Below are 21,598 nucleotides of genomic sequence, written 5' to 3'. Positions count from 1 at the left end.
CCCTTTCTCCTTCTCCTCCTTTCCTCCTTTCCTCCTTTCCTCCTTTCCTCCTTTCCTCCTTTCCTCCCCTCCCCCCATGCTCCTTCTCTCCCTCGATACCTCAACCACTGTCTGTTCGGCTGCTCTCCATCAGGATGGCACTTTACTGGGTTGCTACGAACTGTTCACCGAGCGCACCTCGTCGGCGATGCTAACGACCCTGATCAACGAGGTGGTGCAGCATACCGGCCATGAACTCAACCAGCTCGACGCCATTGCCGTTGGGAAAGGACCCGGCTCGTACACGGGCCTGCGTATTGGCGTGTCGACGGCCAAAGGACTATGTTTCGCGCTCGATAAGCCGTTATTGTCGGTGAATACGCTGGCTGCCATGGCCGAGCAGATTCGGGCGTTCTACCCCGCATCCTATACCCTTTGCCCCATGATCGACGCCCGGCGAATGGAAGTCTACTGCGCCTTTTACAGCGCGGCCGACGGTCGGGAGCTACATCCTACAGCCGCCGAGATCATTAATGAGCAGTCGTTCGGTAGCTGGCTAGCAGATGGTCCCGTCGTCTTTTTTGGTGATGGAGCCGCCAAATGCCGGGCTGTGCTGGGCGAACACCCCAACGCCCTGTTCCTGGATAAACTCGTTACTCCTTCGGCCCGAACGGTAGGGGTCTTGGCGGGTCAGGCCTTTACCGAAGGCCGGGTTGAAGATGTTGCTACGTTCGAGCCATTTTACCTGAAAGAGTTTATGGCGGTGAAACCGAAAGCGGTGGCTTTCTAACACAGGCAGTTGCTTCCGGAAAGCTGGTGATCAATCGACGCGGGAAAGAGATTGCGGGATTCTGGCGTTTTTAGCCGTATTTCGCCCCGACAACCGTTTCTACTCCGCTTCTCGTGCAGATTATCGTTGACATTGGCAATACAGACGCCGTTTTCGGTCTTTATACCCAGGCTACCTGGCAGCATATCTGGCGGACGCCCGCCCGGCCCGACGAACCCGCCGAATCGTATGAGAAACGACTGAGGCTGTGGCTTCTCGAAGCGAACATCTCGCTGAGCGCTATCCAAACGACCGTTGTCAGCAGCGTCGTGCCAGACCTGACGCCCACGATGCGAAGCATGCTCGGTGGATTATTCGGTATTGAACCCATTGTGGTCGGACCAGGCGTTTACCCATTGCTACCGCTTGAGATTCTGCGTCCCCACGAAATTGGGGCCGACCTGGTTGCCAACGCCCTGGCGGCCTACACCCTCTACAAGCGTAATTGCGTGGTCGTTGATTTTGGAACGGCCCTGACGTTCACAACCGTGTCGGGCGATGGTAAGATTCTGGGCGTAGCCATTGCACCGGGTTTGAAGACGGCCATCCGGTCGTTGTTTGCCAATACGGCTCAGTTACCGGAAGTGCCCATCGAAGTGCCTGACTCGGCATTAGGTCAGAATACGACCCAGGCCATTCAGGCAGGCGTGGTGCTGGGGTACGAGGGCCTGGTCCGTTCGTTGCTCAACCACATCCAGGCCGAACTCAACGGCGACTGTATAGCGATTGCTACCGGCGGGCTATCGGGCCGGATTCCATCGCTCCATGTCGCTTTCAGTGCTGTCATCCCGTCGCTGACGCTGGAAGGAATCCGACTGATTGGCGAGCATGTGACAACGACTGTAAGTCGGTGACCAGCAGGCGGTGAGCTTCCTCTACAGCCTGAGTATGTTATTCCTCAACCGCCCTGATTTTCAAAAGATTAGTTCCTGTCCGAACAAATTTGTAGTCGTTGACTAACCCGTTAAAAGTCAATAAATTGACTTGATTCGTAGGGGTAAAGTACAACTAAACGAATTCAAGTGCCATCCTTCTCCTACAGGCTGGTAAGGCTCGAAACTGGCATAGAATTTTCTGTTTGCCCGCTATCTCTCTTAGACTGAGAGTAGACAGCGTTATGAAACAGTATATATTTTTGACATTGATAGGGCTGAGCCTTGCGGGAGGCAACGCATCAGCCAAGCCGCCGACGGTGTGGCATACAGGAGTACTACTCCTGTCGAACGGTACTGAATTGACCGGCGATTTAAATTATAACTGGAAAGCTGAGATTGTGCAGATCCGGCTGGGCGATGGAATAAAAGCCTATTCAGCTTTTCATGTCAGGGAGTTTACCTACTTCGATGATAAAATTAATACCCTCCGCAAATTTGCATCGGTCGAGCACCCCATCCGGTCCTCGTTGCGTCGTCTGATCGTGATGGAGCAATTGATGGAGGGGCCAATGACCGTCTACCGTCGGTTACGTCATGCCCGCGAACCGATCGCGAAGCGAAACCTCTCCTCCTTCGGTAACGACGCAGAACTGACCCAGAACCTCGACAGCTTCGATTATTTCGTTTATAAAGACGACGGCGTTGTTAAACTGGACCATTTTGTACGTGATATATGGCCGGTTATGCAACAGGAGTATCATAAAGAATTGACTCAGTATGGGACAACGCTGCTCATCGACAGAAACACTACCCTGGCCCGCCTGCTGTTTATCAACCAGTACAATAGTCTGAAAGCCAAAACCGCAGATGAATCGGCAGGGGCAGCAGCGCCAGGCATGTATGGTGGCCTGTAACGGAACGAGCGAATGCTACCAGTTTCAGGAGCCTAGAGCAGGCACAGGCAATCAGGCCTCCGATTGAGGGGGCGTTCCATCCTCATCGACCGGATTCGGATTCCGCTTTTTTCGCTTGCGCAATGCGTCATTGAGCAAATACTCGATCTGGCCATTGACACTCCGGAATTCTTCCTGCGCCCAGCGCTCCAGCTCTTTCAGCGTTTCGGGTTGAATACGTAAGACAAATGCTTTTTTTTCAGCAGCCATGAGAAAAGGGACGAAGGGGAGAATGGAGGAAAGAGATGAGGGGAGGATAGCAGTCTGGCCTATCTTATCAGGCTGCGTCAGCCTCCCCTTCTTCCCTCCTCGCTTTCCTCCCTCCTCTTTTTAATTATACAGCGTTCCCGCATTGACTACCGGGCTAACCGATTTTTCGCCACACAGTACCACAAGCAGGTTACTCACCATAGCGGCTTTCCGTTCCTCATCCAACGAAATTACCCCGTTTTGTTCAAGTCGTTCCAGCGCCATTTCCACCATACCAACAGCACCCTCGACAATTAGCCGACGGGCGGCTATCATGGCTGATGCCTGCTGACGCTGTAACATGGCACCGGCAATCTCGGATGAATAGGCCAGGTGGCTAACCCGCGCTTCGATAATGTCGACACCCGCCCGTTCGAGTCGCTCGTTTAGTTCTGCTTCCAGGAACATATTGATCTGACCCGTGCTGTCGCGTAAGGTCACCGACGAGGTTTCGTCTTCCATATGGTCATACGCATAGGAGTTGGCCAGTTTCCGGACGGCGGCTTCGGACTGGATCTGTACGAAGTTCACGTAGTTGTCTACCTCGAATAAGGCCTTGGCCGTATCTTTTACCTGCCAGACAACAACAGCCGCAATCTCGACGGGATTACCCATTTTATCGTTGACTTTCAATGTCTGCCCGTTCAGGTTGCGGGCGCGCAGGCTTATTTTGGTTTTGTTATAGAGTGGATTCACCCACTGCAGGCCCGTTTCTTTGATGGTGCCTACGTAGTCGCCAAAGAAAGTAGCGGCCATGCCCTCTTTTGGATAAATAACGACGATACCTTTTAAAATGAACATACCCGCAAAGCCAAGCAAACCAGCCAGAAGCCCACCCTTATAAGTCAAGGCAATAGCGGCTGTAGCAAAACAGACCAGGGCAATCCCCAGATACAGGTACCCGGAAGCGGACGTAAGTTTTTTCTCCTGCATGATCGTAACGGTTTATGTCGGTTAACTAGTATCAATTTGATATCACAATGATAGTACACCTTTTTACCTTTTCCTGATAAACTTGCCAAACGGTTAGGCGGCTCCATCAGCGGCTTCTTCGGCTGTATCACTGTAAACGCCAATCCTTTTCGCTATTTTTGCGCCCTGAATAATAAGAAACCAATAAACCCCAGGGTGTAGCAAACAGCCCGTTTTCCCGGTTGAAGGGAACAACAAGCCATAGCGTCTGTAGCCTGGTGGTTAATTCAAAAGGTAATGCTGAGCGAACAAGAGATAAACCGCCGACATAAGCGCGAAGAATTAATGCGGATGGGCATAGACCCCTACCCCGCCGATCTGTTTGACGTAACCCACACCATCGACGCCATCCGTGCGGCTTTCAGTGATAAGACCGGTGCCGATACGCAGGGGGGCTACGAACCCCATCTTGATTTCTCGACCGATGCTCAGTTTGGTACCATCCGGCTGGCCGGACGATTGATGAGTTTCCGGATTATGGGCAGCGCGTCCTTCGCCGAAATGCAGGACTCCACCGGTCGCCTGCAGCTGTATTTCCGGCGCGACGACCTGTGCCCGGACGAAGACAAGACGCTGTACAATACCATATTCAAAAAGATGCTCGATATCGGTGATATCGTGGGTATCGAAGGAAATGTGTTCACGACCCAAACCGGCGAGTTATCCATCCACGTCCGGTCGTTCAAAATCCTCAACAAGTCGCTGCGGCCGTTGCCGGTGGTAAAAGAAGGGATCAACGAAAAGGGCGAGAAAGAAACGTACGATGCCTTCACAGACCCTGAGCAGCGTTACCGCCAGCGGTATGTGGACCTGATCGTAAATCCACAGGTGCGTGATGTGTTTATAAAACGCACCAAACTGGTCAACTCGATCCGGCAGTTTCTGAGTCAGAAAGGATACCTGGAAGTGGAAACCCCCATTTTGCAGCCCATCCACGGCGGGGCAGCCGCCCGGCCCTTCCAGACGCACCACAACTCGCTCGACATGACGCTGTACATGCGGATTGCCAACGAGCTGTACCTGAAACGACTCATCGTGGGCGGCTACGACGGCGTGTTCGAGTTTGCCAAAGACTTCCGCAACGAGGGCATGGACCGCACCCACAACCCCGAGTTTACGCAGGTTGAGTTCTACGTAGCTTACAAAGATTACCTCTGGATGATGGATACCATCGAAGAGATGGTGGAAAAGGTAGCGCTGGACGTAGCCGGTACGACCAAAGTAACGGTGGGCGACAATGTGATCGATTTCAAACGCCCCTGGAAACGCCTGACCATGTTCGAAGCCATTCAGGAGTATACCGGCGTCGATGTATCGGAACTGGACGAAGCCGGTTTGCGACAGGTAGCCGAAGACCGGGGTATCCGGGTCGACAGCACGATGGGCAAATCGAAACTGATCGACGAACTGTTCGGCGACGCCTGCGAGCCAAACCTGATCCAGCCGACCTTCATTACCGATTACCCCGTCGAGATGTCACCCCTGACCAAAAAGCACCGGAGCAAACCGGGTCTGGTGGAGCGCTTTGAAGCTATCTGCAACGGGAAAGAAATAGCCAATGCCTATTCGGAGTTGAACGACCCCATCGATCAGCGTGAGCGTTTCGAGGAGCAGTTACGGCTGGCTGAACGGGGCGATGAAGAAGCGATGGCCCTGGACGAAGATTTTCTGCGGGCCCTGGAATACGGTATGCCCCCTACCGCGGGTGTTGGCCTGGGTATCGACCGGCTGGCTATGATCATGACGAATCAGCCTTCGATCCAGGACGTTCTGTTCTTCCCGCAGATGCGACCAGAGAAAAAAGCCGACCTATCGACCGATAGCGACTTTGTCGAAGCAGGCGTCCCGGCCGAATGGGTACCGGCGGTACAAAAGCTGGGTTACCTGACGGTGGATCAGCTTCGCGCAGCCAGTCCCAACAAACTGTTCAACGACCTCGGCGGTGTTCGCAAGAAACTGAAGATGGACGCCCCCATGCCCAGCATGATCGACGTTCGGAGCTGGACCGGCAATTAATACGTTAGAGGCCAGCATCAAGGCTACGAAAAACCCCATCTGATCGTCGGATGGGGTTTTGTATTTTTAGTCGGACTGTATAGCTCAGTAGTCCGATTCCAGTTTCAGTACTTTCACGGCGTTGAGGCCTTTTTTGCCGTCAACGACATCAAATTGAACCCGGTCTTTCTCGCGTATGGTGAGTCCATTAAGACCGGTAATGTGGACGAAGATGTCCCGGTTGGTATCGTCTTCAACGATAAATCCGTAGCCCTTACTCTCATTAAAGAACTTTACTATACCTGTTTGCATAAACTGAAAAGAATTAAATTAGGAAATATGTAGAGGGTTAGTTGGTAACAAAGGGTGAAGAACGGCATCTACCAGATAAAAAGTTGACTCATCTAACTGATAGTCAGCAATGTTTATTAAGATAAGGGTAACCGATCGCCAGGGGTTGAATCGACATTCGTTTCGCCACAAATAAAGTAAAAATGTTCTGACTTCAGGTAGCTATACACTACTTTTTGACGATATCAGCTACGTTTAATTCTTTTTTCTTCGTAAACGGCAAACAATCTACAGAATGAATTCGTTAGCTTTGCCAGAGGTGGCATCAACGTATAGGCTTTATAAAGCGTTGATTTTGTAGCGTAAACTGGTATGGAAAAGATTAGATATTTCGTTGAAAAGCAGGCTTTTGGTGTATGCACCCGCCTGGGCGAGAAGATGAGTATCTCTGCCAGCAGCATCCGGCTGTATTTTATTTATACGTCGTTCCTCACGCTCGGATCGCCCGTGGTACTGTATCTGATTATGGCCTTCTGGATGGAAATGAACAAACACCTCCGTCGGCACGCTCACCCAACTGTTTGGGAGTTATAGGTATGTATAAGGTATAAGCAGTATGGTACACTGCCTGTTTTCATAGGTCAGGCATCTCTTTATAGCGTTTCTTCCCTTTACCGAAATATTGCCAGACAATACTGTGCGGGTAAAGATCAACTTCCTTCGTCTGCTGTTTCTTCAATAGACTCCGTTGCCGGTTCAGTTGCGGCAAATGGGCATAGAAAGCACCATGCGCCCGTATGATAGCCCATACATCGCGCCACTGCCCGACTTTCAAAAACAACAGCGACGACAACCCGTCCAGCACCAGCCGCATACCAATCTTACCCCACAACCAGCCATCGGCAGGCCAGTTTTTGTAGAGCATGAACAGGCTGTTTCTATAGTTCAGGAAGGTTTTGTGCGGATTTGATTTATGGAGCGTGCCTCCTCCAACGTGGTAAACCGTCGATCCGCCACAGGCCCAGACTTCGTAGCCGAGCCGTTGCACGCGCCAGCACCAGTCGATCTCTTCCATGTGAGCGAAAAAGGCGCTGTCGAATCCGCCGGTCTGGTGGAACACATCTGCCCGAACGACCAGACAGGCACCCGTTGCCCAGAAAACACGCCGGTCATCGTCATACTGGCCTTTGTCCTGTTCGAACGTAGCAAAAACGCGCCCCCGACAAAACACGTAACCCAGCCAGTCGACAAAACCACCGGCCGCACCGGCATGCTCGAACAGATCGCGCTGGGCGTATGACCGGATTTTGGGCTGGCAGGCGGCTATAGCCGGATTGGCATCCAGGAGGGTGAGCATGGGTGAGAGCCAGCCCGGTGTTACGTCAATATCGGAGTTGAGCAGGACATAATACCTGGCCCCGCCATACTGCTGCCGGAGGTGGGTCAGGGCCAGGTTATACCCCCCCGCATAGCCCTCATTCCGGCTTAATTCAATAATTCGGACCGTCGGGCAGGTGGCGCGCACGAAGGCTACCGAGCCATCGGTAGAAGCACTATCGGCTACGTAAACAGGGTGACCGTCGGCATTGGCCAGTACTGTTGGCAGAAAATCAGCTAGGAAGGAGTGACCGTTGTAATTAAGAATGACAATAGCGAGGGAATCCACAGAAATCAGTCAATGAGTTAAACAGGCAGCAAGTTAGTCAGCGAATAGCCAATTCATCTGATAACGCCACACTAACCGACCAATCGACTGACTAACGGCGCAACGCTGGCTACATCAGCCCATCCAGATTCAGGCCCGGAATATTGGGGAGTAACCCTTCGGTAGCCTGCCGCAGATGTTCGCGGGTTTTTGTTTCAATGTTGCCCATAGCCTTATTCGTGGCGGCTACGATCAGATCCTGTAACATTTCCCGATCATCCGGCTTGATCAGGTCAGGGTCGATCTCGATGCTCAGCACGTTCTTCAGGCCGTTGACGGTCACTTTGACCAGACCCGCCCCCGCGTCACCCGTTTCGGTTATGTTACGCAGGCCTTCCTGGGCATCTTTCATTCGGGACTGAACTTCCTTCATTTTCCCGAACATATCCATCATATTCATAGTAGTCGCAGATGAGTTAAAAGTAGGTACGTTTATCCAGTATGAACCGCAACCAGACGGCAGGTCCAGGCCGATATCGGCCAACATACGACGGATTATCGTATCAATAACACCGTACCCGTTCGAACAGTTTTAAGTCCGGCCCGATCTTGCACTTCTATTCGGTACATGTAGTGTCCTGCGGCTGCGGGCTGGCTGCTGGCCGTACCATCCCACCCCTGATTTTTATCCGATGTGGCATAAATGACCTCACCCCACCGGTTGTAGATGGTCATACTGAACCGGTCGGCGTACACGCCTTTTGCGATGAAGACCTCATTCAACCCGTCGCCATTGGGCGTGAAGGCGTCAGGCGTCAGAATGGTAGCTTCACGTTGGAGGGTGAAAAAATTGGAGTAACTCACCCGTCCGGTATTGGATACCGCCACGATGCGGTATTTCTGCGTCTGCGATTCTGAGTCGTTCAGTCCTGGTGGTTCGAACCGTAAATTACCGCCTGCCTGAATTTCCCGCTGTGTACCGTTTAAAGAATCGATTACTTCTACCGTGTAGTTGACCACAGAACCCGGTGCAAACGGTGACGGGGCTGTCCAGTCGATGCTGCCCGGCGACTGCGACCCCAGAAATACGGTGCATACAGGCGCTGACGGGGGTGACGACAAGCCACAATTAGCCAGGTAGGTTAGTTGGTAACAGTACGACCCTGCCGATGTGTTGGCCGTTGAGTCGACGAAGGTATTCCGGTTAACAACGGTCCCGATGGGCTGAAACGTCCCCGGCGAGCCGCTGGCCCGACTAACGACCAGTGTATAGCTGGATGAGGTGCCGGTAATGGGCAGGCTGGCAACCAGACGCGGGCGGCCACTCTCGACTGATACGATCACACTCTCGAAATTACCCGGCAAATCGCCGTTGATACCGGTTACACAGACGGGTGCCGACGTAACAACCGTTTCAACGGTGCCGGTAATGGTGGCTTCGAGGGTATAGCAATACTGCGTACCGCATTCCACCTTGTTGATGTCGACGTGATTGGCAATATTCCGGTCGAGCAGCGTGATCAACGGGGAGCTGTTGCGATAGATCCGGTACCGACGAAACTGGCTTCCTGCCGATATAGCGCCTGCATAAGGCTGCCAGGACACATCGTTCCGTTTGTTTCCCGCTTTGGCATCGATGACCAGACTACAGACTTCGTCCGAGCGCTGCCCCGCATTATTACAGGCATCCTGCGCTACCAGTTGAAAGCATTGGACCTGAGTGGCGTTTGTTTGTACGGAGAATGTGCCGCTACCTGTTCCCCGCTGTCGGGTAGAGCTAAAAATACCACTGGCATCTTTCTGATAGAGTTCTACTGCTACGCCCGTTCCAGCCTGGTAATCGATGGAAATACTGTTGCTGCTGTTGGTAATCAGCTTTGTGATAGCGGGCTGGGCGCTCGCATTCGACACCGTAACGGTTTGTAACGTAGACTGTGAAGCCGTGAGTGGCGTTTCGCAACTGGCCGGTGCTGCGTATCGCCCTGTTATCCGGATCGAATACACACCGGCGTTACCATACGTATGCGCCTGTTGGGTTGCAATTTCAGCTCTTGTCAAGGGGTTACTGTTCTGACCGTCTCCCCAATTGATCACATAGCTATCGTACTGGCTGGTACTGGCATCCAGTTGAACGTCTACCAATGCCTGCCGCCCGGAACATGCTTTGGCCGTAAACTTCACCGGGTCCAGGGGAAGTACGGTTACTTCTTTACACAAGATGGTACCCGTCCCGGAGTTATTTCCGCTAGCACCCTGTAATATCGTATAGGAGCCAGGTTGGGAGTAAACCGTGGTTGTAGCAGTAGTAAGGACAACTTTATCGATCGAACTTTTGCCGTCATACTGAAAGTTATATCCTACACTACTTAAATTGCCTGGCACACCCGTAATAGTAACGGGGGTGCCAACGCACACCCTGGAGTTGTCGACGCTGAATTCTCCTTTATAAAGTGGATTGATACATACGTTTTGTGCCTGAACGCTCAGGCAGGCAAACAGTGTAAAACAAAATCCGAAAAGTATGATCAGTTTTCGTATAGGCCATCCGGATTTCGCTCCTCTATCTATCAGCCACAATCGTGAAATTCGCACGGAGTACAGGTTTTGTCGTTCGTATAGATTGTTGGTTTCTACTCGTAGAAACGGACCACCAGACATTTTCGCGTCCGGCGCGAAACGTATCTCGTTGAAAAAGAGTTTTCCGTGTATAGTTTGTACGTTTTGCGAGAAAGGAACGTGTTACCAATCTGAAAGAAACAATTAACTATGTGTTGAAAACTCAAATCTACGACCACCGACACGCATCAACCAAACAAATGAGCAATAATAGTACCAATATAGATCAGCCCGGCCATATCGACCCTGCGCCTATCCGGCTCGATCGAATCGAAGAGGCCATTGCCGATATCAAAGCGGGCAAAATTGTGCTGGTCGTAGACGACGAAGACCGTGAAAATGAAGGCGATATGATCTGCGCGGCCGAAATGGTTACGCCAGAGATGGTCAACTTCATGGTACGCGAAGCACGAGGACTTATGTGTGCGCCCCTCACCCAGCAACGCTGCGATGAGCTGGGACTGGATATGATGGTGACCAGCAATACATCGGTTCACACCACGCCGTTTACCGTCTCGGTCGACTTGCTGGGCAACGGTTGTACTACCGGCATCTCGGCCTCCGACCGCTCCAAGACCATCCAGGCGCTGGTTAGCCCCACGACTACGCCTGACGATCTGGGTCGGCCGGGTCATATTTTTCCCCTGCGGGCCGTGGAAGGTGGCGTCATTCGCCGGGCGGGCCATACCGAAGCAGCCGTCGATCTGGCTAAGCTGGCCGGGCTGTCGCCGGTTGGTGTGCTGATCGAGGTGCTCAACGAAGACGGTACAATGGCGCGTTTGCCCCAGTTGCGTATCATGGCCGACCGGTTTGGGATGAAGCTTATCAGCATTCAGGACCTGATCGAATACCGGCTTCAGACCGAGTCATTGATCCGGCGCGAAATCGGTGTCGACATGCCCACGGAAAACGGCCATTTCGATCTTATCGCCTTCCGCCAGAGCAATACGGGAGATATGCACCTGGCGCTTGTAAAAGGCACTTGGGAATTAAACGAGCCGGTACTGGTCCGTGTTCACTCGTCGTGTGTTACGGGCGACATCTTCGGTTCCTGCCGCTGCGACTGTGGCGGTCAGCTTCGTGCTTCAATGAAAATGATCGAAGCCGAAGGGCGGGGTGTTGTCGTTTACATGTTTCAGGAAGGACGCGGCATTGGTCTGCTCAACAAACTGAGGGCGTATAAGCTACAGGAAATGGGACGCGACACGGTGGAGGCTAACCTCGACTTGGGCCTGCCCATGGATGCCCGTGATTATGGCGTTGGCGCGCAAATCCTGCGTGACCTCGGCGTCCGTAAACTGCGGCTCATCTCCAATAACCCCAAAAAACGGGCAGGTCTGATGGGCTACGGTCTGGAAATTGTGGATACAGTTCCCATAGAGATTGTTTCTAACCCGCATAACGAACGGTACCTCCGCACGAAGCGCGACAAAATGGGTCATACCATCATGAACGAGCCCATCAACGAAGAACAGTAAAACAGTTGGTCAGTCAATCAGTTGGTGAGTTGGTCAGTCGATGAGTGGCTGACGCAGCTACCAATTACTCACCGACTGACCAACTCACTAACTGACCGACTCACTAACTGATTGACTCACCAACAGGATTAACGATATGAACAAACCTTCTTTCGGCGACCTCATCAAGGGTGAGACGCCGGTACTGGTCGATTTCTATGCCGACTGGTGCGGCCCCTGCAAACAGCAGGCACCCATTCTCAAACAGCTCACCGACCGTGTTGGCGACAAAGTACGCGTTGTCAAGATCAACGTAGATAAGGCTCAGAAAGCAGCCGATCAATACCAGATCCGGAGTATTCCTACCATGATCCTGTTCAAAGATGGTAAGATTGTCTGGCGGCAGTCGGGCGTTCAGCCGCTACACACCCTGGAGGGCCTGGTAAAGCAGTTTGGCAGCTAAGCAACGCTCGATTGGCTAGTCAAGGGTTATTTCTGCTGCGCTAATCCAAAATTTTTCAGATTCGTCAGCGCCGTGACGCTGATGATTTTCCATTTCCCGTTGATCTTCTCGACCACCCGCGACTCCTTCGATGTTGTTTTGCCGTGGCTATCCAACAGTGTCTGATCGTAGGTCACAAAGGCCATGTTCCCGTTCTGGTGAATACTATAGTCGGCATTCTGAACCGTTACATTATCGGACAGCTTCGAGCTTTTGAACTGAGTGGCAAACTGTTTTTCGAGTTTGTCCCATCCCTCGATCAACATAAAGTCACCCCCATACAGATTTGCTGCGAAGTGAATGTAAGGTGTATGTGCCCAGGCATCGGACCATACCTTTTTGTCGCGTTTAAAAAAGCCTTCTGTCTCGTTTCGAAGTACCCGTTTGATAGCTTCATTGTCAACCTGCGCCACACTGGTTGCCAGGCTGCTGAGTATAATCGCAATCACCAACACATACGTTTTCATGGCCGTAGACGATTTGATACACAGGGAAGGTAGAACTATTTATATCAGTATACAAATAGTTTATTGACTTTTTCTCATCAAGAACCCCTATACGTCGAACCTGTTTAGTATTACTGGCAGTATGTGGTTGGTCGTGGCCTGGACGGCCACGTCCGGGAGTGAACTGGAAATACGCTTACCCGGACGTAACCGTCCAGGCTACGTCCGACCGCCTAGCTGAATAAAACACGGGCCAACATGAAATTCTAAACAGGTTCATCATGGTCGAGCCACAAAAAACCGTGATACAACATTGGGGCGTTGTATCACGGTTTTTTTTAGTAAGATGACGATTAACCGTCGCGGTCAGGCGTCAATCGAAACTCTGGATCATATTGCGGTACATGGTCGTTGCTTTCCACTGGCCACCGGCAATGATGCGCCGAACGGTGAAGAGCGGCATGGAATCGTCGCGTTTGTCGGCCAGGGTGAAGGCAGCTACGTAGCCACGCTTCTGGATTTCCGGCAGCGCTTCTTTATTCCACAGACCAAACGGGTAAGCAAAGTATTTCACGGGCTTACCGATAATGGCTTCCAGTTTAGCCTTTGGCTCTTCGATCTGTATTTTCCAGTCCTCTCCCGTGTACTTCTTCACGTTATGGTGATCCCAGGTATGGGCACCAATCAGGTGGCCCCGATCGGAAAGATCCTTGATCTGCGCTTTGTCCATGTAGGGCTGCTTACCCCGCCGGCCAATGGCTACGGTCATGATAAAAAACGCGCCTTTGAACCCATGCTTATCCAGAATAGGAACCGCCGTCTCGTACTGGTCGAGGTCACCATCATCGAAGGTGAGCATGATCGGTTTGGACGGCAGTGGTGCGCCGGTCGTCAGGTAGGCATACAACTGGTCGGGCAGGACGGTATGGTAGCCGCTATCGGCCAGCATCTGCATCTGCTCCCGAAAAGCGGCCGTCGGGATTATGTAATCTTTAGCCGATTTGGAATCCTTCGGGCGCCAGTCGCGAATCTGGTGATAACACAGGATGGGCACCTGAGGCCGGGCCAGTATGGTAGCGGCATCGGCGATTTTACTGGCCGGAATCGATGTCGGATCCGGGGCAGGCGTTGTGGTAGCCGTTTCGACTTTGGTATCAGTGGATTTGTCGGCAACGGGTGCGTCCGTCGACACACCTCTTTTTTCGGTTTCGGTTTTATCCGACCCTTTGGACTGGCAACCGGTTAAACCACTGGCAATCAATACAGACAAGCAAACAGCTGTTACGAGGGGTGTAATTTGACGAGTAAACATAGAGAGTAAGTATGCTCAAACATAAGCAAAAGTGCTGTGGTGTTTGTAGAATTTCTATGTACCGATCAAAATTAATTAATTGGTTTCACCGGCGTTCAATTTATCAATGATCGCCACAATGACATCACCGGCCAATGTCTACCGACGCTTGCTACCGGGTTCTACCGACGCTGCGCTGTTGCGTCCCTACTGGACGATAATGCCGGACGGAATTGCTACCGGGTTCTACCGACGCTTCGCTGTTGTGTCCCTACGGGACGGGGAGCTTGCCTGTCGAGTCTCTATCATACTGAAACCTGGCCATTTAAGGATCCTTTAAACGCTAAAACAAGACACCCCATTTTAGTTACCCAAACTACCTTACTACGTCAATAAATACATCCAAGCGCCGGTAGCCAATTGCGTCCGGTGTTATCGTCCCGTAGGGACACAACAGCGCAGCGTCGGTAGCAAGCCGGTAGCCAATTCCGTCCGGTATTATCGTCCCGTAGGGACACAACAGCGCAGCGTCGGTAGAACCCGGTAGCAATTATAACCCCACGAGTATGCCCAATACATATACACAAATTCACATACAGCTCGTATTCGCCGTCAAAAACCGGGCCGCCGTGATCACACCTACCTGGAAATACGACCTTTATAGTTACATGACGGGTATCATTCAAAACCATTCACATAAGTTACTCGCTATTAATGGCATGCCCGACCACATCCATATTCTGATTGGTATGCGGCCAACGCAATCACTTTCAGAGTTGATGCAGCAACTCAAACAGGAATCGTCCAAATGGATCAATGACAAGCAACTCACAAGCAGTCGGTTTGCCTGGCAGGAAGGGTATGGTGCATTCTCTTATGGAAAAAGCCAACTACCTAACCTGATCCGGTACATCGGCAATCAGGAAGAACACCATAAGAAGCAAACATTCCTGACGGAGTATGAGCAACTGCTAGTCATTTTTGGTATTGACTATGACGATCGTTATCTATTCAAACCGTTAACCTAACCAACCCCAAAACCCCCACCAGTCACGCAAGACCCCACCCGTCCCGTAGGGACACAACAGCGCAGCGTCGGTAGCAAATTCCGTCCGGCATTATCGTCCCGTAGGGACGCAACAGCGCAGCGTCGGTAGCAACGCGTCGGTCGCATCGGCCCATCGGCCCATCAATGCGTCGGCCCATCAACGCATAGACACCCCGTCAAATCAACCATACCGGAGCCAGCCGATTTCGGGATGGTCGGCTTTGTAGCGGCCATACCACCGGCAGAGCGGATACAGCAACACCACTACGCCCAGCCAGACGGCATAAACTACCGGTAGCGACACCCCGGCACCCGGCGGCCGACCGAAGCTCAACGCGCCCAGTGGCATATCGCTCAGCCGGAAACCCTGGATCAGCACCATACCAATCATGGCCATTTTCACCAGATACCAATGAAGGATGTAATAGAACAGCGGCACTTTCCCGTAAACCGTCATCACGCGGGTGAAAGCGTTATCGACCCCGTCGGCCAGCCACAGCATCACGAACATAACCCCCAGCGTGACGGCTGTGTACAGCAGCGACGGTGGGTATTTGTTGACGTTCATGAACGACAGAAAGGTGAAGAGCGCATCCTTCTGGACCGACCAGGGCACGCTGCCATACACGTTGATCGCCCGAACGACAACGAATACGCCCAGCGCCAGCAGGCCGTAGTACAGCAGTCGCTTCCGGCGCTGGTCCAGCGGCAGCGTGAACATCGGTCCGCAGGCGAACCCAACCAACATAATGCCGAACCAGGGAATGAGCGGATACGCGACGAGCAGCATGAAGTTAGCGCTGACGGGAAACACCTCCGTCCGGAACAGCAACGCCCAGCCCAAGTGGGCCGCCGGATTCGTAAAGGCTGGCAGCAGCGCCAGCAAACCGTGCAGGACGATAATGCTCAACCCAATGATTCCCAGCCGACGCGCGGGTAGGGTCGACAGCCAGGACAGTAGCACCAGTCCCCCGCCAATGGCGAAAATGACCTGGAGCATGAGCGACCGAAACTGGATATCGGTCCAGAAGGCGAAATTGATTACGGTAACTTCCAGCAGGATCAGCACCAGCCCCCGCTTCCTTAAAAACGAGCGTGCCTCCGACTGCCCATCCCGCAATCCGGCACGGCGTTGCAGCGACAGATAAGCCGATGTACCCGATAAAAACACGAACGTCGGCGCGCAGAGATGCGTGATCCAGCGGGTCAGGAAAATGGGAGCGGTCGTGGTGGCGAGGTCGGTAGGGTCCTGGGTGAGCGCAGGCGTATGAAGTAGATCGCGGGTGTGGTCCAGCGCCATGATGACCATAACGATGCCCCGAACAATGTCTACTGTATTAATCCGCTTCATGATACCTGCGTTTAGGCAGGCAAAATACGAACAATATAGGTCAACCCGCCAGTGTCGATACGCCCTCCCCGGCAACGTCGGCATGCTGAGGGTCCAGCGTCGTTTTACCGCGGGTAAGCGAGATCGCGGCTGCCGTTAACACCAGCCCCGTCATAACCCAGTACACGGTACGCATACCTGCCAACTGAGCCATCACACTCGCCGGGTCGACCTGGTGCGTTTGCGCGTATCGGTTTCGGATGCTGTACCAGACAGCCGCGGCCATGGCAATGCCAACCACTAACCCCATGTTACGCATGAACGCAATGACACTGCTGGCCACTCCACGCTGCGCCAGCGGGGCCGCGTTGAGGGCACTGCTGCTGTTGGGCGACTGAAACAGGGCAAACCCCAGACTCACCAGCGAACTACGCCAGACTACATCCTGCCAAACCCAGTCGGCCCGCAGGAACGAGAAACAGAAATAGCCAACGGCCGCTATCATGAGTCCGGTACTGGCCAACCAGCGCGTACTGACCCGGCTCGACAGATAGCCGCCAATGGGCGCAATAACGCTCAGCGTCAACGGGCCCGACAGCAAGACCAGACCCGCCATCTGGGGGGTAAAACCGAGCAACTGCTGTAGAAAGAACGGGATGATAAACAGATTACCACCTGATGCGATAAAGCCCAGCCAGGCCGCCAGAATAGCTGATGTATACGGTCGAACCCTGAACAGACTCAACTGTAGCATGGGCAACGGTGTACGGCTCTCCCAGACAAAAAACAGAGCGAGCAGTAGTGAACCACAACCCAGCAGCCCCAGTACCAGCGGGTGGCTCCAGCCGTAGTCCGGCTCCGGCCCGAAGTCCAGCCCCGTCAGCAGCGTCGTTACGCCCACCAGAAATAGCCCCGCCCCCACCAGATCGAACGGCTGGCGGGCCTGCGTTGGACTAGGCGGCAGTACCACCGACGCCCGCCAGATGGCGATGATACCAATGGGTACGTTCACAAAGAATATACTCGACCAGCCAAATTTACCAAGCAACAACCCACCGACGACCGGCCCCGTGCTGGAACCGGCGGCTACGATAGCGCCCATAAGCCCTAGGGCCTGGCCACGCTCTTTCGCCGTGAACGTATCCGAAATGATGGCGGGCGCAATGGCAAAGATCATGGATGCCCCCAGCCCCTGAACGATCCGAAAGCCAATCAGCGACAGGATGTTCCACGAAAGGCCGCACAAGAGTGAGCCAATGACGAAAATGATAAATCCGGTTATATACATCGACCGCCGACCCAGCCAGTCCGACAGTTTGCCCATGATGAGCAGCGTACTGGTTGTCGTCAACAGGTAGCTAAGCACCACCCACTCGACGCTGTCACCGGCATCCAGCTCCCGGCGAATGGTAGGCAGCGCAATGTTGACGATGCTGCTGTCGAGGGTAGCCATGAAGGTCCCAAAGGCCAGCGTAGCCAGCACCAGCCATTTGTTAGGTGCCGCAGCGGGTGATGAAACGGTTGTATTGGAGGATTGCACAGGTCAAACACAAAATAGATCAAATTCTTAACTCACGCTTTCCACGCCTTGTTCCGAAAGATGAGCGTAGTGGCCGACAAAGCGAAGGACACCCAACCCACCCGTCCCGTAGGGACATAACAGCGCAGCGTCGGTAGCAACAGAAATAAACACCATATTCAACCCCGTCCCGTAGGGACACAACAGCGCAGCGTCGGTAGCAGGCGTTGGTAGCGTCGGTTCGTCACGCGCACCCACGTAAAACGACACAACAACCACCCCCTTACCAAACGTCTTCCCTTTGTCCGTATCTTCACCCTATGATTTACTTGGACAACAACGCCACCACAAAGCTGGACCCGCGCGTGCTGGACGCTATGATGCCGTTCCTGACCGACAACTTCGCCAATGCAGCCAGTACACATCCGTTTGGTGTTTCGGCCAGCGACGCCGTAAAGCAGTCCCGCCAGCAGATCGCCGACTTACTTGGTTGCGAAACCCATGAACTGATCTTCACATCAGGAGCCACCGAAGCTATCAATCTGGCCATTAAAGGCGTTGCCGAGAGTTATAGCCCTAAGGGTAAACACATTATTACCGTCCAGACCGAACATAAAGCCGTGCTGGATGTTTGTGCTTATCTGGAAAAACGCGGTTATGACGTGACCTATCTGCCCGTTCAACCGGATGGTTTATTAGACTTAGCTATCGTAAAAGCCGCTATCCGACCAGATACGATTCTGGTATCGGTCATGCTGGTGAATAACGAAACCGGTGTTATCCAGCCCATTGAACAAATTGCCGATATCGCCCACGAAGCGGGAGCCTTGTTCATGACCGATGCCACCCAGGCTGTGGGTAAACTGCCGATTAATGTGGATAACCTGAACATTGACTTACTCGCCTTCTCGGGGCACAAGTTCTACGGCCCTAAAGGCGTGGGTGGTTTGTTTGTGCGGCAACGGCGACCGAATAAAGTTAAACTGGAAGCAATTCTGCACGGTGGCGGTCACGAACGCGGTTTGCGTAGCGGCACGCTTAATGTGCCGGGCATTGTGGGTTTGGGCAAAGCCGCCGAACTGGCGCGACTGGAAATGGCTGGCGCATCTGAGACCGCTCCGGCGGACCGGCAAAGGGCTGGCGCATCTGAGACGCGAAAGGTCGCGTCTCTACGTGGGGAAATTGAAACGGAATTGCTCACTATTCCGGGAACGCGGATTAATGGCTCGCTAACGAATCGTCTGTATAACACGACAAACATCTATTTCGAAAACTGCGATTCCGACGCACTTATTATGGGTTTGGAAGGTATCGCCGTTTCTAATGGCTCGGCCTGTACGGCGGCCTCCATTGACCCCTCGCACGTTTTGCTGGCCATGGGCCTGAATGAGACCGAAGCTTTTTCGTGCCTACGCTTCAGCCTGGGCCGGTTCAACACCGAAGCCGATGTGGTAGCGACTGTTGCCGCTATCAAGGGCGTTGTGGAAGAGTTGCGGGCGTTAGTATGAGACGATTAACCGATATCACTATGTATCATGTACAATTACGGTACTTTTTTGTACATGATACGGTGGTCGTGTGCATTTCGTGTACATGACTTGCTGTAACATCCATGCTCAAGCAATGAGTTATGGGCAATTCTCTATTAGGACAGCAGAGAACTTCTTCAACTGTACATTACAGGTCGTTGACTTTGCGTTCCTGCAAAACCACCCGCACCCGCAACACAACAAATACCGTCAGTCAACCAACTTCAAACGGTTTCGCATCGAGCGTGGCAACGTAGTCTGGGGCCGCGACTGGGATTTAATTTTCCCCGTAGCGCAGTTGCATCAGGGGTATGTAGGGCCAGCGGTGTATTGATGGCTTCTTCAAAACCGCATCCTGTGCACAATGTAGCCTGAGAATCTGGCATCAACTTCTATTCCTTTAATAAGTCGAACAAACGTGTATTGATAAACAAGGTTTCCTTCCACTTCTGCTCAGAACGTAGCAAGCCTAGTTTTTCAATGGTGCGTAAGTATTTGGATGCGGTTCGTCGGTCAACAGCCAGCCGATCAACAACGTATTCAATTTTGCTGTACGGATAAAGAAATAAAACTTCTACCAACTCTTTACTGTACACATTGGGTGCTTCTCGCCGAATATGCTCTGCAGTCTGCTCAAAAAGAGCTTGAATCTGAAGAATTTGCCCAATGGTTTGCCGGGCTGTTTCCTCAACCGCCTTTAGCATGAACAAAATCCAGTCTGCCCAATTCTGCCGCGTTCGAACCTCCTGTAATAAGCGATAATAGTCGGCCTTGTTGTGAATAATATATCCACTCAGGTAAAGAACCGGCTCGGTTAGCAACTCCTGTAAGATCAAATACAACACATTGATAATTCGCCCGGTACGACCATTACCGTCATAAAAGGGATGAATACTTTCAAACTGATAATGCTGAATAGCCAACTTGATCAGTGGCGAAACGTCATCCTCCGTATTCGTATTTAAATAGAGTTCCAGATTATGCATCAATGTCTGTAGCGTATCCGGGTCGTCGGGCGGGGTATAAATAGTTTCCTGCGTCCGGTCGTTCCGTAAAGCTGTTCCCGGCAGCCGCCGGATACCCGCCTGATTGGCTTCGAGTTCCTGCTGAATGGAAACGATTCCGTTTGTACTCAAAAAGCCGCGGCTCCGGATAAATCGATAACCCGTATACAATGCTTGGCGATACCGAAGAACTTCTTTTGTGGCGTTGTCTGTAGATAGCTCTTTCGTAGCTAAAGCCTGATAGAGTCGATCACTGGTTGTAATGATATTTTCAATTTCGGAGCTGGCCTGTGCTTCCTTGAGTACCAGCGCATCGACCAGTATAGCCGGGTTCGGCAACAGCCGGGTCATACCTTTCAACTCAGCTAGTGCCCGCATAGCCCGGCTTTCTTGCCGAAGAATGGGTACACTCTCTACCTGCTCGCGCGAAGGTGGCAACAAAGGCAACTGATTATAAGGCTGCTCAGGCAGGAAATTCATCATGTACAATAATACGCCTTTTTTGTACATGATGCAGAGGTCGTGTACATTTCGTGTACATGATAAGGCGGTTTATGATTGAGCGAGGCAATATTATTTTAAGGAAATACTGGAATTTGATTTTCCCCGTCGCCCAGTTTAATCAAGGGGATGTGGGGGTCTGCAGTTTATTGAATAATTGGCAACTACTTTAACTATGGGTTTATGAAAGCCTAATACTATTGATCCTTTTAACTTTTTTCAAGCAACTCCTTTAGCTTTCTAATTCTTATATCCTTATCATCTTTAGCTGGCCATATTGACAAGCTCATATCATAGTAAAGCACATTAGCAGAACGGCTTGTAAATGCGTAACGCTGTAGGTCTTCAAAATCAATATTGATAACTTGTTTCAAATATTCTTCATAAGTAACGGACTTATATCGACTCAACTCATCAGTTTTCTCTAAAACATCCACCATTAATTTCAAAAGAGCTTGGTCGTGACGTAACCGTGGACTCTTCGTCTTTATTGCATGGTAACACTCGTCGTCTCATGCCGCTACTGTGGCAACCAAGATGCCGTTCGGCGCAAAGGGCTCAGCACCA

The 21,598-nt window shown here is 52.2% G+C and carries 23 protein-coding genes; 10 read left to right on the top strand and 13 right to left on the bottom strand.

The window, feature by feature from the left end; translation table 11 throughout:
* Nucleotides 1–76 precede the first annotated feature (76 nt).
* The 3 genes from tsaB to FH603_RS22490 all read left to right on the top strand — a co-directional run bounded on the left by tsaB (nucleotide 77) and on the right by FH603_RS22490 (nucleotide 2,597).
* The gene (tsaB, locus tag FH603_RS22500; protein WP_186740246.1) at nucleotides 77–769 is read left to right on the top strand and encodes a tRNA (adenosine(37)-N6)-threonylcarbamoyltransferase complex dimerization subunit type 1 TsaB; all 693 of its coding nucleotides are present in this window, start codon (nucleotides 77–79) and stop codon (nucleotides 767–769) included.
* 113 nt (nucleotides 770–882) lie between these two features.
* Complete coding sequence (locus FH603_RS22495; RefSeq protein WP_186740244.1) at nucleotides 883–1,662, top strand: type III pantothenate kinase; 780 nt, start codon at nucleotides 883–885, stop codon at nucleotides 1,660–1,662.
* Nucleotides 1,663–1,925: 263 nt separating this feature from the next.
* Entirely contained in the window at nucleotides 1,926–2,597 is a 672-nt protein-coding gene (locus FH603_RS22490; RefSeq protein WP_186740242.1) for a hypothetical protein, read from the top strand.
* Between the two features lie 51 nt (nucleotides 2,598–2,648).
* On the opposite strand, the gene FH603_RS22485 is transcribed toward FH603_RS22490, so the two are convergent.
* Nucleotides 2,649–2,846, bottom strand: coding sequence for a type II toxin-antitoxin system antitoxin (locus tag FH603_RS22485; protein WP_186740240.1), 198 nt, complete (start codon nucleotides 2,844–2,846; stop codon nucleotides 2,649–2,651).
* A 120-nt stretch (nucleotides 2,847–2,966) separates the two neighbouring features.
* Nucleotides 2,967–3,818 carry an SPFH domain-containing protein gene (locus tag FH603_RS22480; RefSeq protein ID WP_186740238.1) on the bottom strand — a complete coding sequence of 284 codons (852 nt, stop codon included), beginning with the start codon at nucleotides 3,816–3,818 and terminating at the stop codon, nucleotides 2,967–2,969.
* Nucleotides 3,819–4,094: 276 nt separating this feature from the next.
* On the opposite strand from FH603_RS22480, the gene lysS reads away from it, so the two are divergent.
* Entirely contained in the window at nucleotides 4,095–5,873 is a 1,779-nt protein-coding gene (gene lysS / locus FH603_RS22475) for a lysine--tRNA ligase (protein WP_186740236.1), read from the top strand.
* An 84-nt stretch (nucleotides 5,874–5,957) separates the two neighbouring features.
* Here the strand turns inward: lysS and FH603_RS22470 are convergent, their stop codons facing one another.
* Entirely contained in the window at nucleotides 5,958–6,164 is a 207-nt protein-coding gene (locus FH603_RS22470) for a cold-shock protein (RefSeq protein ID WP_186740234.1), read from the bottom strand.
* A 351-nt stretch (nucleotides 6,165–6,515) separates the two neighbouring features.
* Here FH603_RS22470 and FH603_RS22465 point away from each other — a divergent pair, with 351 nt between their 5' ends.
* Entirely contained in the window at nucleotides 6,516–6,737 is a 222-nt protein-coding gene (locus FH603_RS22465) for a PspC domain-containing protein (protein WP_186740232.1), read from the top strand.
* 40 nt (nucleotides 6,738–6,777) lie between these two features.
* Here FH603_RS22465 and FH603_RS22460 read toward each other — a convergent pair whose 3' ends face one another.
* From FH603_RS22460 to FH603_RS22450, 3 genes are all read right to left on the bottom strand, one after another.
* Nucleotides 6,778–7,809, bottom strand: a complete 1,032-nt coding sequence (locus tag FH603_RS22460) for a glycosyltransferase family 2 protein (RefSeq protein ID WP_186740230.1) — start codon at nucleotides 7,807–7,809, stop codon at nucleotides 6,778–6,780.
* 109 nt (nucleotides 7,810–7,918) lie between these two features.
* Nucleotides 7,919–8,248 (bottom strand): YbaB/EbfC family nucleoid-associated protein, encoded by a 330-nt coding sequence (locus FH603_RS22455; protein ID WP_186740228.1) that lies wholly within the window; start codon nucleotides 8,246–8,248, stop codon nucleotides 7,919–7,921.
* A gap of 95 nt (nucleotides 8,249–8,343) precedes the next feature.
* Nucleotides 8,344–10,005: a T9SS type B sorting domain-containing protein gene (locus FH603_RS22450; RefSeq protein ID WP_235985604.1), complete on the bottom strand. Its 1,662-nt coding sequence runs from the start codon at nucleotides 10,003–10,005 to the stop codon at nucleotides 8,344–8,346.
* A 599-nt stretch (nucleotides 10,006–10,604) separates the two neighbouring features.
* On the opposite strand from FH603_RS22450, the gene FH603_RS22445 reads away from it, so the two are divergent.
* Together FH603_RS22445 and trxA are read left to right on the top strand one after the other, a co-directional pair.
* The gene (locus FH603_RS22445) at nucleotides 10,605–11,882 is read left to right on the top strand and encodes a bifunctional 3,4-dihydroxy-2-butanone-4-phosphate synthase/GTP cyclohydrolase II (RefSeq protein ID WP_208493188.1); all 1,278 of its coding nucleotides are present in this window, start codon (nucleotides 10,605–10,607) and stop codon (nucleotides 11,880–11,882) included.
* Between the two features lie 136 nt (nucleotides 11,883–12,018).
* Nucleotides 12,019–12,324 (top strand): thioredoxin, encoded by a 306-nt coding sequence (trxA, locus tag FH603_RS22440; protein ID WP_186740224.1) that lies wholly within the window; start codon nucleotides 12,019–12,021, stop codon nucleotides 12,322–12,324.
* Between the two features lie 26 nt (nucleotides 12,325–12,350).
* Here trxA and FH603_RS22435 read toward each other — a convergent pair whose 3' ends face one another.
* Both FH603_RS22435 and FH603_RS22430 read right to left on the bottom strand, forming a co-directional pair.
* On the bottom strand, nucleotides 12,351–12,830 hold the full coding sequence (locus tag FH603_RS22435; protein WP_186740222.1) for a hypothetical protein: 480 nt from the start codon (nucleotides 12,828–12,830) through the stop codon (nucleotides 12,351–12,353).
* 352 nt (nucleotides 12,831–13,182) lie between these two features.
* Complete coding sequence (locus FH603_RS22430) at nucleotides 13,183–14,121, bottom strand: polysaccharide deacetylase family protein (protein WP_186740220.1); 939 nt, start codon at nucleotides 14,119–14,121, stop codon at nucleotides 13,183–13,185.
* A gap of 545 nt (nucleotides 14,122–14,666) precedes the next feature.
* Here FH603_RS22430 and tnpA point away from each other — a divergent pair.
* Complete coding sequence (tnpA, locus tag FH603_RS22425; protein WP_186740218.1) at nucleotides 14,667–15,128, top strand: IS200/IS605 family transposase; 462 nt, start codon at nucleotides 14,667–14,669, stop codon at nucleotides 15,126–15,128.
* 201 nt (nucleotides 15,129–15,329) lie between these two features.
* Here tnpA and FH603_RS22420 read toward each other — a convergent pair whose 3' ends face one another.
* From FH603_RS22420 to FH603_RS22410, 3 genes are read right to left on the bottom strand one after another with little or no spacing between them, the layout of a single operon-like run.
* Nucleotides 15,330–16,499, bottom strand: coding sequence for an acetyltransferase domain-containing protein (locus FH603_RS22420; RefSeq protein ID WP_186740216.1), 1,170 nt, complete (start codon nucleotides 16,497–16,499; stop codon nucleotides 15,330–15,332).
* 40 nt (nucleotides 16,500–16,539) lie between these two features.
* Nucleotides 16,540–18,018 (bottom strand): MFS transporter, encoded by a 1,479-nt coding sequence (locus tag FH603_RS22415; RefSeq protein WP_317171333.1) that lies wholly within the window; start codon nucleotides 18,016–18,018, stop codon nucleotides 16,540–16,542.
* A gap of 27 nt (nucleotides 18,019–18,045) precedes the next feature.
* Nucleotides 18,046–18,267 (bottom strand): hypothetical protein, encoded by a 222-nt coding sequence (locus FH603_RS22410; protein WP_186740214.1) that lies wholly within the window; start codon nucleotides 18,265–18,267, stop codon nucleotides 18,046–18,048.
* 50 nt (nucleotides 18,268–18,317) lie between these two features.
* Here FH603_RS22410 and FH603_RS22405 point away from each other — a divergent pair, with 50 nt between their 5' ends.
* Together FH603_RS22405 and FH603_RS22400 are read left to right on the top strand one after the other, a co-directional pair.
* Nucleotides 18,318–19,505: a cysteine desulfurase family protein gene (locus FH603_RS22405; protein ID WP_186740212.1), complete on the top strand. Its 1,188-nt coding sequence runs from the start codon at nucleotides 18,318–18,320 to the stop codon at nucleotides 19,503–19,505.
* A gap of 115 nt (nucleotides 19,506–19,620) precedes the next feature.
* A complete protein-coding gene (locus FH603_RS22400) occupies nucleotides 19,621–19,860 on the top strand; it encodes a hypothetical protein (protein WP_186740210.1) in 240 nt (79 codons plus the stop codon).
* A gap of 58 nt (nucleotides 19,861–19,918) precedes the next feature.
* On the opposite strand, the gene FH603_RS22395 is transcribed toward FH603_RS22400, so the two are convergent.
* Both FH603_RS22395 and FH603_RS22390 read right to left on the bottom strand, forming a co-directional pair.
* The gene (locus FH603_RS22395) at nucleotides 19,919–21,040 is read right to left on the bottom strand and encodes a Fic family protein (protein ID WP_235985605.1); all 1,122 of its coding nucleotides are present in this window, start codon (nucleotides 21,038–21,040) and stop codon (nucleotides 19,919–19,921) included.
* 200 nt (nucleotides 21,041–21,240) lie between these two features.
* Nucleotides 21,241–21,480, bottom strand: a complete 240-nt coding sequence (locus FH603_RS22390) for a hypothetical protein (protein WP_186740208.1) — start codon at nucleotides 21,478–21,480, stop codon at nucleotides 21,241–21,243.
* Nucleotides 21,481–21,598 lie beyond the last annotated feature (118 nt).

Origin of the sequence: Spirosoma utsteinense (assembly GCF_014282275.1) — a bacterium.
Lineage (GTDB): Bacteria > Bacteroidota > Bacteroidia > Cytophagales > Spirosomataceae > Spirosoma > Spirosoma utsteinense.
The sequence above is the reverse complement of the archived record's forward strand: the minus strand, read 5'-3'. Positions and strand labels throughout refer to the sequence as shown.

Excerpts from the sequence above, each read along its gene's own strand:
- tsaB (WP_186740246.1), top strand. The coding sequence starts at position 77 with ATGCTCCTTCTCTCCCTCGATACCTCAACCACTGTCTGTTCGGCTGCT.
- tnpA (WP_186740218.1), top strand. The coding sequence starts at position 14,667 with ATGCCCAATACATATACACAAATTCACATACAGCTCGTATTCGCCGTC.
- FH603_RS22445 (WP_208493188.1), top strand. The coding sequence starts at position 10,605 with ATGAGCAATAATAGTACCAATATAGATCAGCCCGGCCATATCGACCCT.
- FH603_RS22485 (WP_186740240.1), bottom strand. The coding sequence starts at position 2,846 with ATGGCTGCTGAAAAAAAAGCATTTGTCTTACGTATTCAACCCGAAACG.
- FH603_RS22430 (WP_186740220.1), bottom strand. The coding sequence starts at position 14,121 with ATGTTTACTCGTCAAATTACACCCCTCGTAACAGCTGTTTGCTTGTCT.
- FH603_RS22405 (WP_186740212.1), top strand. The coding sequence starts at position 18,318 with ATGATTTACTTGGACAACAACGCCACCACAAAGCTGGACCCGCGCGTG.
- lysS (WP_186740236.1), top strand. The coding sequence starts at position 4,095 with ATGCTGAGCGAACAAGAGATAAACCGCCGACATAAGCGCGAAGAATTA.
- FH603_RS22395 (WP_235985605.1), bottom strand. The coding sequence starts at position 21,040 with ATGTACAAAAAAGGCGTATTATTGTACATGATGAATTTCCTGCCTGAG.
- FH603_RS22480 (WP_186740238.1), bottom strand. The coding sequence starts at position 3,818 with ATGCAGGAGAAAAAACTTACGTCCGCTTCCGGGTACCTGTATCTGGGG.
- FH603_RS22470 (WP_186740234.1), bottom strand. The coding sequence starts at position 6,164 with ATGCAAACAGGTATAGTAAAGTTCTTTAATGAGAGTAAGGGCTACGGA.
- FH603_RS22455 (WP_186740228.1), bottom strand. The coding sequence starts at position 8,248 with ATGAATATGATGGATATGTTCGGGAAAATGAAGGAAGTTCAGTCCCGA.
- FH603_RS22490 (WP_186740242.1), top strand. The coding sequence starts at position 1,926 with ATGAAACAGTATATATTTTTGACATTGATAGGGCTGAGCCTTGCGGGA.
- trxA (WP_186740224.1), top strand. The coding sequence starts at position 12,019 with ATGAACAAACCTTCTTTCGGCGACCTCATCAAGGGTGAGACGCCGGTA.
- FH603_RS22400 (WP_186740210.1), top strand. The coding sequence starts at position 19,621 with ATGAGTTATGGGCAATTCTCTATTAGGACAGCAGAGAACTTCTTCAAC.
- FH603_RS22435 (WP_186740222.1), bottom strand. The coding sequence starts at position 12,830 with ATGAAAACGTATGTGTTGGTGATTGCGATTATACTCAGCAGCCTGGCA.
- FH603_RS22420 (WP_186740216.1), bottom strand. The coding sequence starts at position 16,499 with ATGAAGCGGATTAATACAGTAGACATTGTTCGGGGCATCGTTATGGTC.
- FH603_RS22465 (WP_186740232.1), top strand. The coding sequence starts at position 6,516 with ATGGAAAAGATTAGATATTTCGTTGAAAAGCAGGCTTTTGGTGTATGC.